This window comes from Kitasatospora sp. GAS1066B, assembly GCF_041262605.1.
Taxonomy (GTDB): Bacteria; Actinomycetota; Actinomycetes; order Streptomycetales; family Streptomycetaceae; genus Kitasatospora.
On sequence record NZ_JBGCCO010000061.1, the window covers coordinates 16,154 to 27,241 of the forward strand.

Consider the following 11,088-nt stretch of genomic DNA (forward strand, 5'->3'; position numbering starts at 1 on the left):
CTGATGGACCGTAAGGCGTACACCGCTGAGCTCGCCGGTCTGCGCGAGCTGCGCACCGAGATCACGGCCGCCGAGAAGGTCGTCGCCACCGCGCGGAAGGAGCTGGACAAGCTCAACTCCCAGCGCGCGCGCCGCGTGGCTGGCCTGGCGGGGTACGAGGGCGCGCAGGCCACGCCGATCGCCAAGGCGTCCGGGCTGACGCTGGCCGACGTCGTGCGGATCGCCCCGCTGCTCGACCCGACGCCGGCCACCGTCCGCGCAGGAAAGGCCGACGACCAGGTGGCTGCCGCGCCCGTCCAGGCGCCGGCACCGCCGGACGTGCCCGCGCCGGTCGCCGAGCCCGCCGTCGCCATCGCTCCGGCGCTGAGCCGGGCCGCTGCCGTGGTCGAGCAGCCGGCTCCGGCCGAGGTCGAGGACCAGGCCGTCGCCGAGCACCCCGCCCCCGCCGCGGCTGCCGCCGTTGCTGCGCCGGTCGAGTCGGTTGTCTCGGTCGCTGCCGTGCATCGTCCGGTAGTCGAGGCCGGTCCGCGTGAGCTGCCCACCCTCCCGGAGGGCCCGGCCGGTGCCCGGTTCGAGGCCGTGACGACCGGCTTGGTCTCCACCCGGCCGAAGTTCACCCAGCAGGCCCGCAGCACGGTGTTCCTGGACGCGGCGGCCGGTGTACTGGCGGTGCGCGACCAGACCGTACGGCTCGACCTCGGCGCCCGCACCCCGGGAGAGATCCTGGACGCCGTCCTCGCGACCGCGCCCGCCGCGGAGCGGATCTACATCACCGCCGGCGCCCCCTGGCATGACGGCGCCGAGCGGTACAGCACGCTGAAGGACGCGGTCGCCGCCTGGCTGAACACGCCCTCCGAGCGGTGGACGACGGCGGTCGGCTCGGGCCGGGACAAGCTGGCCGGGCACTTCGTCCACCAGCGCCAGCCGGTGGGCCGCTACGCGCCCGCCGCTTCCCCGGATGGGCCGGTCACGGAGATCCGGTCCATGGGGGAGTGGTTCGACCCGGACGGCCAGGACGTGGTGACGTGCCGTCAGGCGTTCACGCTGCTGTGGCAGGCGCTGCGCCGGCACTTCGACGACGCGGTCCTCATGGGCTCGCCGTCGCAGACCGGCCGGGACCTGTGGTCGCGCACCATCCCCACCACCGGCAAGTGGGCCGGCGGCTACCCAGTCCTGTCCGAGGAGCTGCGCGGCCTGCTGCACGCGACCGGCGGCCAGGGCCGCACCGAGCTGATCCTGCCGCCGCGCGTGCCGGAGCAGCTCCCGGCGCTGGTCGAGTACGACAGGACCTTCGCCTACGCGAAGCACCTGTGGAAGTCCCCGGTCGGCACGCCCCGCCGCATCACCGCGCGTACCTTCGCCGCGATGACTGAGCAGGAACAGACCAAGGCCCTGATGTCCTGCTCGCACTGGAACATCAAGGTGACCGTCCCTCAGGGCTGGGACCACGTCGGTCTGCTGCCCGCTCCGGTGTCCGGAGACCGTGCCTGGGTCTACCCATCCGAGCCCGGCGCGACGTTCACCACGTGGGCTGGCGGTGCGGAGGTCCACCTCGCCCTGTCGAACCACGTCGCGCCGTGGCGGATCGAGATCCTCGGCGGTCTGCTCTTCGAGGACGGCAAGCCGCTGGATGAGTGGGGCAAGCGGTTGAAGGCCGCGTGGGCGGACCTGACGAACCTCTCCCGGATGCACGGCGACGAGCGGCAGCGCACCGCCGCCTACCTCGCCTCCCGCGCGGTCCGCAGTGTGCTGCTATTCGGTCTGGGTGGGTTCGCGCAGCGTCCGCGCCTGGTCTCCGGTACCACGCCGGTCGGTGAGGCGCTGCCGGCCGGGGTGGAGATCCTCGGCCAGGACGAGACGGTGGTGACCTGGCAGCGGCAGGCCGGGTTCTCCCGCGACCCGTACGCACACCCCGAGTGGCCGGCCTACGTCTGGTCGGGGGCCCGGGTGGCGCTGCTGCACACGCAGTACCGGCAGGGCAAGGAGGTCATCGGCGTCGCCGGTGCCCTCCACGCGCGGGCGGGCACGATCCTGTACTTCGGCACGGACGGCATCGGCCTGACGGAGCGCCAGCCCTGGCCGTATCGGGGCGAGCCGGGTGACTACCTGCTCAAGGGCCACCTGACCGGCCCCATCGAGCACCCGAGGAGCCAGGAACAGTACCTGAAGCTGCGCGGCCTGGGCCGCGCCGAACTCGCCGCCACCGCGAAGGGAGCTGAGCAGCAGTGAGCCCGGCCGACCCGAACAACCCGAACGAGGCCGCGAGGCTGACCCAGGAGCTGATCGACCAGGGCTACACCAAGCGGCAGGTCGCGAAGATGCTCGGCCGCGACGCCAGCCTGGTCAGCCAGTTCTTCACCAAGGGCAAGGGCGCGTCGATGGTCGGCGCGCTGCGCCAGCTGGTGCGGGCGGTGCGCGGCGGTGAGCGTGACGAGGAGGCGCTGTCCGCCGTCGCGGGGGCGAACACCACCCGCCGACGCACCAGGACCGGCCAGAAGGCGAGGGTGCGGGGCAAGGACACCGTCGGCGAGGCGGGCGGCAGCATGGCCGGCCGGGCCGGGAAGCAGGCGATCAGGTCCGGTGCTGCGCACCTCGCCCCGGTGGTCCACGAGACCGGGCAGGCCGGCGGACGGCTCGCCTTCACGGTCCGGATGAAGACCGACCAGTACGTCTACTCGGCGGGGTCGGAGAAGGACTCCGGCGGGCTGCGCCGCGGGTTCATCCCGCGTTCGGACGGCACCGAGGAGCGCACCTACGGCTCCAGCTCCACGGGCGGGTTCGACGCCGCCGAGTGGTCCCAGCGGGTCGCCGACCACCACGGCGACGTCACCGAGGCGATGAGGTCGTGGCTGGTGGAGACCGGCCGCGCCGTCGAGGACGCCGACATCGCCTACCTGGAGGTCCGGGCCTGGGTGCCGCCCGGCCAGTAGGAGTAACCCGGTGGTGGTGGGCTGAGGCCTGCCACCACCTTCACTAACCCCGAGCAGTACCGCTGTGGAAGACACCGTGAGCATGACGTTTGCCGACGTCCAACCGGAACTCGACCGCCTCGAGGCCCGTATGGCCGCGCTCCGCACGGCCCGAACCTCACCGCACTGGCCTGACTGGTTGGTCGACCTGCGTGCCGCCAGCGCGCGGTGGGACGACCTGATCGATGACGTACTCGCCGGCCTGTAGCCCTGGCGGCCCGGCACACCGCGCAGCATTCCCGCAGAAGGAGAAGACCGCCGTGGACACCACGACCACCGCCCAGCACGTGCAGGCCGGGCTGCGCGCCAAAGACGTCGCGCCCGTCCCGGCGCAGCCGCTCGGCGCGGTCAACCCCTTGCCGCTGCACTGGTTCCAGAAGGTCGCGGTCGCGGCCGCCGTCCGGGAGGTCAAGGACGGTGGCCGGGCGACGGTCGTCGCGGCCACCGGCTCGGGCAAGACGCTGATCGCCGCCGGCTGCGCCCGGCGCCTGTCGGCGAAGGGCCGGGTGCTGGTGCTGGTGCCGACGATCGAGTTGCTGGAGCAGACCGCGGAGTCCTGGTCGACGAAGGGCGGGCGCCGAGGGCTGGCGGTGGCGGCCTGCTCGCGGGACGAGGCGCTGGAGAGCGCGGAGGCCGGCGGGCGGATCGAAGCGGCCGTGACGACCGCCCCGGCCGTGTTGACCGATCTGGTCAACGGCGCGCCGGACAACGAGCCGGTCACCGTGTACGCCACCTACGCCTCGCTGGAGCGCATCGTCCAGGCCCACCAGGGCTGGGGGCTGGCCGAGTGGGACCTGGTCGTCATCGACGAGGCCCACCGGACGGCAGGCGCCGAGGGGAAGGCATGGGCGGCGGTCCACGACGATGCCCAGGTCCCCGCGAAGCGCCGGCTGTACTTCACCGCCACCCCGCGGATCGCCGACGACCGGCGCGCGAAGGACGGCCTGGCCGACCTCGCCACAGACGCTGACGGCCAGGCCCTCCCCGCGCTGTGCTCCATGGACGATGAGGCGGTCTACGGCAAGACCTGCTTCACCTGGACGCTCGGCCAGGGCATCGAGCACGGCTACCTCGCCGACTACCGGGTGCTGGTGCCGGTCGTCACGGACGAGGACCTGCGCGAACTGCTCAACCTCCCAGCCGTCGCCGACCTTCGCTCGCAGCGCTCGAACGAGGAACTGCTGCGCCTGGCCCTGCAGATCGCGGTGCTGCGCGCGGTCGCCGACCTCGGCCTGCGCCGCGTCATCACCTTCCACTCCCGGGTGTCCGCCGCGCGGGAGTTCGCGAACACCCTGCTGGACGCGTCCGGGCTGCTGGAGGACAAGGACCGCCCCGAGCGGATCTGGGCGACGGCGGTCGCCGGCACCGACCGCCTCAAGGACCGCCGCGCCGCGTTCACCGAGTTCAAGGCCCACACCGGCGACGACGGTGAGGAGTGCGGGATCCTCTGCAACGCTCGGCTCCTGTCGGAGGGAATCGACGTGAGAGCGGTGGATGCCATCTGCTTCGCGGATCCGAAGTCGTCGGTCATCGACATCGTCCAGGCGGTCGGCCGGGCGTTGAGGCAGTCCTACCGGCAGGGCAAGGTGTCCTGGGTCATCATCCCGGTCTACCTGCCGACACCGGAGGTCGGCGACGACACGGCGGCCGCCGACCCCGCCGAGGTCCATGACGCCGGCGAGGCCGTCAAGGCCGAGGCCGACGCCGAGATCGAGGCCAGCTCCTTCCGCACGATCTGGCGGGTTCTGCGGGCACTGGCGGCGCACGACGCCCGGGTGGTCGGCCGCATCACCGAACTGCGCGGCAAGCGATCCCAGGGCACCGCGCACACCACCGTGGCCAAGCCGACCGAGGGCGAGACCGCCGAGGCCGGGGAGGGCGAACAGCAGCCGGCGGCGGTGGAGTCGCCGATCGAGTGGCTGCGGATCAACGCCCGCCAGCACGCGGCGCGGATCCTCCAGACGGTGAAGCTGCGCGCGTTCAACCCGCGGGCGGCCGAGTGGCAACGGATGCACGCCGTCGCCACCGCGTTCCACATCGAGCACGGCCACCTCGACCCCACCTACAAGACGAAGCACGCCGAGCTGATCTCCTGGCTCACCCGCCAGCGCCACCTGAACGGTTCTGGCCTGCTCGACCCGGCCCGCGTCAGCGAGCTGGACGCGCTCGGCATGATCTGGTCGAAGAACGCCAACGCGTGGGAGCGCGGGGCCGCGTACGCCGCCGCCTTCCACCGCCAGCACGGGCACCTGGCGATCCCGGCGAGCGCGAAGCTGGACGACTACGCGCTGGGCGCCTGGATGCGCCGCCAGCGCAAGGCCGACGGCCTCACCAAGGACCAGGTGGCGAAGCTGGACGCGCTGGACGAGCTGTGGCGCCTGGAACCGGACTGGAACAGGTCGTACCGGCGCCTGCTCGCCTACCTCGCCGCCGGCGGGACCCTGACCGGCCCCGCGAACCGCACCGGCCTCGGCGACGACTCGGCGTTCCGCCCGGGTGCGTGGCTGCGCAAGCAGGACAAGGCCCGCACCGACGGGAAGCTGACCGAGCAGCAGGGCGCGCTCCTGGACGCCCTGCACAGCCCCACGCTGAGCCTCTGACCACCCGCCAGCACACCAAAGGGAAAGCGCACGTGACCGCGACGACGTCCACCAGCAGCCCACCGGCCGCCACGGTCACCTGGAGCGCGCGGCCGACATCTGGTCCAGTGTCTCCAGCTGGCGCTCCAGATCGGTGAAGAGCTCGTCCGCGCTCAACCCCTGGAGCACCGCGGCGCCGTGCTGCGCCGTCAGGCGGCGGGCCGCCTCGCCGAGGGCGCGGGCCACGGCCTGGGCGGGGTCGGTTTGCCGTTGCCGGGCACCTGCGACACCACGCTGTGCACCGTCCGCTGGCCGGTCGGCACCGCACTCGCCAACCACCCCATCCGGACAGGGCTGCGCCCCGCCACGAACGGGGTGTCCGTCGGGCGGGGCGCAGCGGAACCGGTACTGGTGTTGGTGTTGGTCAGTTCGGGTAGATCGGGTCGGTGCCGTAGGTCCAGTTGCCGGTGGAGCTGGCGAAGACCTGCACCGGGTCGTTGCCCACGCTCATGCCGATGGTGCTGGAGCAGCCGCCGGGGTTGAGGCGCCCAGTGTAGATCTTGTACGTGCTGCCGTTGTTGTCGTCGCGGAGCCACAGGTAGAAGTCGTTCGTGGAGCTCTGGCCGTTGCAGATTTGGCCGGTGGCCCAGCCGTTGTAGTTGGTGCCGGTGAGGCAGGTGCCGTGCTGGCAGTATTGGTCGCTGGCGGCGTTGGCGGTGCCGGTGGCGGCGGCGATGCCGCCGATGGCGAGCGCGGTGGCCGCGAGGCCCTGGACGGCGCGCTTGGTGATGGTGCGCATGAGGACGGTCCCCCGGTTCAGGCATGCGGGGGTGGCCCTGCTGCCTTCCCCCGATGGCAGTTAGGAGCGTAGTCGCGGGACAACGGCGCCCGGGGAGACCCTTTCCGGTCACATTCCGGTGTGGTCAACGGGGCAGGGCATGCCCTGAGAGGTGCGGCAGCCCGGTCGGGCACCACTGCCGGCGGCGCATAACCGGCATCGGTGGCGGGGAGGCCGGCTCCGAGGCCGTCCTGCTGCGCCTGGTGGCCGCCGTTGCCGCTGGGGCCGGTGTGGGCGCTTCGGGTGGCCGGGGCGGCACGGCCTGCTGGAGGGCGCCGCCGGGCCGAGAGAGCCGTGCCTAGCACCTAGCCGGTCAGGTGGACTCGCCCCGGCGTTGGGCCTTCTTCGCCTCGGCCTTCGTCCGGAGCGCGACTGCCTTCTCGGAGTCGCCGTACCACCACCATGCGTATCCCACGGTCGCTGCCCAGATCACGGTCCAGACGGCGATCGAGATCGTGCCCAGGTGGCCGAAGAGGGCGATGCCCATGACGCCGGGGATGCAGTAGGCGAGGCTGAGGAGGGTCTTCTTCATGCGGATCGACATGAGCAGGCACTATAGGTCCCCCAGCCGGCCCGGGTCTACGGCGTTGACCTGCGGTGATTTGGATCGGAAACCCCTCTCCGAACATCCGGGTCGTCAGCCCGGTTCCGCGGCGCGTCCGGCCACCCAGCTGGGCGTCTTCAGCGGCGGCCGGGCGGGTTCGGTGTTGGAGCTGGCCGTGGTGGCCGGCCTGAGCCGGCTGGAGTGCCCGGGTTGTGAACAGGCGCGCACGGCAAAGGACTTGGGTGGTGGTCTGCACGTGAGTGTCAGCGATCGATCGTCATCTTGATGTCACTGCAATGTGGCCGCTGAGCTGGAATGACGCACTGACATGTCGTGCGCGCCGGGTATCCGCCGGTCGCCCTGGTCGTCGCCGACGCCGGGCCTACCGCGCTGACCAACCGGCAGCAGGCGATCGGGGACCTGTCTGCCGGCTGCTGGCGCGGCCAGTGGTGCAAGGTGGTCCGGGACTACAACGACGACGGCTGGCGCGAGTACGACGACTCGGTGCCCATCGTCGCGACCACGCTGGACCTGCTGGCCGAGCGCGGGCCGATGGGCCCCGTCTGGTGGCGCTACGGCCGCCCCGGCCGGCACTCCCTGCTCGACGCGCTCGACGACCCGAACAACCGTGCCGCCTACAACCAGCGCCAGAAGGCCCGGGAGAAGAAGGCCCGCCAGGAGCACCGAGACTGGATGCGGACTCTGGCCTGCGCCGACTGCGGCCAGGTCCCGAAGGAGGAGAGCACCTGGGAGTACGGCCCCGAAGGACGACAGGTGGAGTGGGCCCGCCGTCCCGGTGGCCGCTGCTGGACCTGCCACCAGGAACATGAGGAGCGGCTGGAACGGGAGGCCGAAGAGCAGCTGGAGGCCGCCCGCGCGGCTAACGCCGCGCTGCGCCCGTGCTGGACGTGCCGGGGCTCGATCGGCGGGGAGGAGGGCTCGCTGCTGGAACTGCGCCAGGAGGCCGGCCTGGATCGGCTGGAGTGCCCGGGTTGCGAACAGGGCCGCGTGGCTAAGGACTTGGGCCCGCTGATGCTGCCTTCCCCGACGAAGCGGGAGCTGATAGCCGTGCTGGTCTCCGCTCCGGACGGTCCGCGGTGGGAGGAACGGGTGCTCCACGCGAAGCTCTACCCGGCGAAGGCTCGTCGGGTGTGACCTGTTGGTGTTTGTGGGCGTCTTTGGGCGTCTCGGGGCTGGTTGTCTGGACCTTTGGTTGGACCGGTTGTGGATGGGCGGGCGGGGGTGACGTTCGATGGTTTGGCGACTGTGTGTGGTGATTGGTGGGGGGTTGGGTGGTGTCGGCCGGGTGGGCGGTTTTTTTGGCGTGTATTCGGCTTGGAATTTCAGGTGGCGTGTTTCTTGAATTGGCCAGTGATGTTTTCTTGGTTTAAGTCGGAATGACTGGTGGTGGCCTTGTTGGTGGTGGGAGTGGTGTTCGATTTCTGGTTGGTCGGGGTCGGTCGGGTCCGTAAGCTGGCTGATGGTCCGTCAGGGGAAGGGGGGACGTCTGTGTCCGAGTTGGATGATCGCTGTCCAGAGTGTGGAAGGCGCGCCGTCCATAGGTGGGCTGTGGGGCGTCGGGGCCTGGAGCGTCTGCTCCATGAAGAGGACTGTCCCGTTCTCATTGACGCGCTCATGGAGCTCGAAGAGGACTGACGTGTCCGGCCGCCGCCGTACCGCCGCGTTTCGGCCGTCGTCCGGGCTGTGAAGACGCTGGCCTTCTGGCTCGGCGTCAGGCCCCGCACTGTGTGGCGGCATGCCCGCGGCACCCGCTAGCCCGCCAGCGCCGCGCGGTGGAGCACCGGTTGCGGCTGTTCTGCGTGGTGGAGCTGGTCGAGCAGGACGCGAGGCGGGTCAAATGAGGCGGCCCGGGATGCCCGTCGGGAGGCTGGTCGGTCGGTGGTGGCGCGGAGCGCCGGTAGCCGTTCTTCGGGGTTGTCGCCGGGGCGCTGCACGACGGCGGGCGGGAGGCTCTTCGACCGGCGTTTGCGTCCGCAGCGCCCCGCGAGCCCCGTGGCTGGTTCTGGGCTGGCGTGAAGCGGGGTCAGGCGCTGGGAGCGTCCTCGATGTCGGAGATGAGCTTGGTGCTCAGATCGCTCTGTACCGCGAGCCGGGTGTGGCTGGCGTCGGGGCCGGTGCCCCAGGTGAGGGTGACGGTGGTGAACAGGTGCCCGGCGCCGGAGTCTTGGTAGGTCACCTCCCAGTGGGTGGGTACGTCCTGGGCGCGCAGGACGCCGTCGGCGTGGTTGGTCTCCTCCCAGGCCGCCAGCCGCTGGCGGAAGTCCTCGGTGAGGTAGTGGGCGCGAAGGTGCTCGGCAAGGTCGTCGATGCCGTCGCTGACGGCGTCGATGTAGGCGCCGTAGAAGTCGGCCACCCGGTCGACCGCGGAGTCCGGGCTGCCGCTGCGCACCGCGCTGGTGGTCTGAGTGGTGGTCATGAGGTTCCTCTTTCTGGGGCGTGGACTGGGGACTGCCCGCCCGTGGTAGGCGAGCGCGTCTGAAGCCTAGGGAACCTTGACTGGCACATGCCGTGCCTGCACTCGATCGAGTGAACGGGGATGTCGTTGTCGGGGCCGGCCTTCTTCTGGTGGTGGTGCTGGGTGGCTGGGTGGCCTGTGGCCTGGTGGTGGGTGGGGGTGCAACACGGGGGCGTGATGCGGGTCTGACCAGGTGTTATGTGGCCAGGGGCGGGGGCGGGTGGGCGTGTTGCACCCCGTGTTGCACCTGCTGCTCGGTCGGCCGGCCCCGGCTGCTTCCCGTCCCCGCCCGCGTCGCCCGATGCCGCGCCCCGCTGCTGCTGCGCCTGGTCGCCGTCCTGGTTGGTCGCCAGGCCGTGCCCGCTGCGCTCGGCCCGCTTGTTCTGCCGCCCCACCGCTGGCTGTCGTCCGGGCCGTGCCCGTCGCTCTGCTGCGTCTGGCGGTGGGGTGCTGTCTGGGGGCTGGGTGGTTTGGTCGCTGGTGTTTGTGCTGGTGGGAGGGGGGTCAGTGACTGAAGTGACCGGGTCGGGTGGTGGTGTTCGGGGTGTGGTCGGTCTGCTGGTGGGTCGCCAGGCCGGGTGCGTCCGGGCCGCTATCGGCCGCTGTGTTCCGGCCGCTGTCCGGTCGGCCGTCGGGTCGCCATCGGGCTCGGTTCGGTCGGGCCCGGCACCGGGTGGTGTTCGGTTTAGTGCCGTTGCCGGTGGAATTGTTCCAGGGGCGTCTCGTGAGATTTCCGGGAGGCTCAGAAATGGCGGGTGCCGTGTCGGCCGTGAGGGCCGTAGGCCCTTTCCCGAGTGCCTGAATTCAGTTTCCCGCTGCTGCACTTCGGAACCCTTTCGATTGCTCCGGGGGAATGGTTCCGGATTGCATTCATGGTTCGCCCTTGAAATGTCGGATGGTGATCCGGGGAGAGTCGTCGGTGTGAGGGTTCGTATTCGCGGTCCGTGCTCTCTCGCGGGCGGGTAGGATAGTGCTGTACGGTGCTCCGGGAAAGGCTGCCGGATGCGGGTTTGGATTGTGCGGTTGAGGTTCCGTCAGGGACCGGCGCGCAGGGGGTCCGTGAGGGCCCGCCAGGGGGGCCGGAGGGCCACCCGTCCGGACCGGCGGCCAGGGGGGTGCCTTCCGGGCCGCAGGCCCCGCCCCGAGGGCGGCGGATGGACCGTCAGCTCGGTAACCAGGCGGCAGGGCCGGTCACCGGGGTGGGCCGGGAGGGGGAGGTTGTGGCTGATACCCGAAGTCCGCGACACATCGTCAACGCCCGGGGCCGCAGGCCCGGGCCGGCATCCCGCCCGATCGGAGGGATGGGCCGCTACCCGAATTCCGCGTCACATCGTCAACGCTCACTCCGGGCGCAGCCCGGAAAGCGCGGCCAGCAAAGCGGCCCGTAGGGCCGTGAAAAGCCCAGCCGAACAAGGCAGGAAAGCCGACTGATTGACAGGCCGTAGGCCCGGGGAAAAGCCCGAGCCGGGGCGGAGCGCAGCGACGCCCGACGCCCGCCACGACGACGCGTGCCACGCCCGCGAATTCGCCGCAGGCGAATTCCCCCCAGCCCCGCACGGTCCGCCCCGGCGCCGCCGGGGCCACACCACGCACGGTGACGGCGCAGCCGTCACCCCCCGCACCTTGACGGCGCGTCAGCGCCGTGATGGGCCGTCAGGCCCATCGTAAGCCGCAGGCTTCCG

At 71.4% G+C, this 11,088-nt stretch carries 9 protein-coding genes; 5 read left to right on the top strand and 4 right to left on the bottom strand.

Annotated features, from left to right (window positions below; all coding sequences use genetic code 11):
• Nucleotides 1–3 precede the first annotated feature (3 nt).
• The 4 genes from ABH937_RS37035 to ABH937_RS37050 all read left to right on the top strand — a co-directional run bounded on the left by ABH937_RS37035 (nucleotide 4) and on the right by ABH937_RS37050 (nucleotide 5,569).
• Nucleotides 4–2,229: a hypothetical protein gene (locus ABH937_RS37035; protein ID WP_370220765.1), complete on the top strand. Its 2,226-nt coding sequence runs from the start codon at nucleotides 4–6 to the stop codon at nucleotides 2,227–2,229.
• Nucleotides 2,226–2,930, top strand: a complete 705-nt coding sequence (locus ABH937_RS37040; RefSeq protein WP_370220766.1) for a helix-turn-helix domain containing protein — start codon at nucleotides 2,226–2,228, stop codon at nucleotides 2,928–2,930. Before ABH937_RS37035 ends, ABH937_RS37040 begins: the two co-directional genes overlap by 4 nt.
• 64 nt (nucleotides 2,931–2,994) lie before the next feature.
• Nucleotides 2,995–3,177, top strand: a complete 183-nt coding sequence (locus ABH937_RS37045) for a hypothetical protein (RefSeq protein ID WP_370220767.1) — start codon at nucleotides 2,995–2,997, stop codon at nucleotides 3,175–3,177.
• A 52-nt stretch (nucleotides 3,178–3,229) separates the two neighbouring features.
• Nucleotides 3,230–5,569, top strand: a complete 2,340-nt coding sequence (locus tag ABH937_RS37050) for a Helicase associated domain protein (RefSeq protein ID WP_370220768.1) — start codon at nucleotides 3,230–3,232, stop codon at nucleotides 5,567–5,569.
• A gap of 75 nt (nucleotides 5,570–5,644) precedes the next feature.
• Here ABH937_RS37050 and ABH937_RS37055 read toward each other — a convergent pair whose 3' ends face one another.
• The 3 genes from ABH937_RS37055 to ABH937_RS37065 all read right to left on the bottom strand — a co-directional run bounded on the left by ABH937_RS37055 (nucleotide 5,645) and on the right by ABH937_RS37065 (nucleotide 6,930).
• Nucleotides 5,645–5,794: a hypothetical protein gene (locus ABH937_RS37055; RefSeq protein WP_280694885.1), complete on the bottom strand. Its 150-nt coding sequence runs from the start codon at nucleotides 5,792–5,794 to the stop codon at nucleotides 5,645–5,647.
• Nucleotides 5,795–5,972: 178 nt separating this feature from the next.
• Nucleotides 5,973–6,347, bottom strand: a complete 375-nt coding sequence (locus ABH937_RS37060) for a hypothetical protein (protein ID WP_280694884.1) — start codon at nucleotides 6,345–6,347, stop codon at nucleotides 5,973–5,975.
• A 352-nt stretch (nucleotides 6,348–6,699) separates the two neighbouring features.
• Entirely contained in the window at nucleotides 6,700–6,930 is a 231-nt protein-coding gene (locus ABH937_RS37065) for a hypothetical protein (RefSeq protein WP_280694883.1), read from the bottom strand.
• Between the two features lie 333 nt (nucleotides 6,931–7,263).
• On the opposite strand from ABH937_RS37065, the gene ABH937_RS37070 reads away from it, so the two are divergent.
• The gene (locus tag ABH937_RS37070; RefSeq protein WP_280694882.1) at nucleotides 7,264–8,085 is read left to right on the top strand and encodes a hypothetical protein; all 822 of its coding nucleotides are present in this window, start codon (nucleotides 7,264–7,266) and stop codon (nucleotides 8,083–8,085) included.
• A gap of 889 nt (nucleotides 8,086–8,974) precedes the next feature.
• Here ABH937_RS37070 and ABH937_RS37075 read toward each other — a convergent pair.
• Nucleotides 8,975–9,367: a hypothetical protein gene (locus ABH937_RS37075; protein WP_280694881.1), complete on the bottom strand. Its 393-nt coding sequence runs from the start codon at nucleotides 9,365–9,367 to the stop codon at nucleotides 8,975–8,977.
• Between the last annotated feature and the right edge of the window lie 1,721 nt (nucleotides 9,368–11,088).

Bases quoted from the DNA above. Each gene is read 5' to 3' on its own strand.
- ABH937_RS37065 (WP_280694883.1), bottom strand. From the start codon at position 6,930: ATGTCGATCCGCATGAAGAAGACCCTCCTCAGCCTCGCCTACTGCATC.
- ABH937_RS37035 (WP_370220765.1), top strand. From the start codon at position 4: ATGGACCGTAAGGCGTACACCGCTGAGCTCGCCGGTCTGCGCGAGCTG.
- ABH937_RS37060 (WP_280694884.1), bottom strand. From the start codon at position 6,347: ATGCGCACCATCACCAAGCGCGCCGTCCAGGGCCTCGCGGCCACCGCG.
- ABH937_RS37075 (WP_280694881.1), bottom strand. From the start codon at position 9,367: ATGACCACCACTCAGACCACCAGCGCGGTGCGCAGCGGCAGCCCGGAC.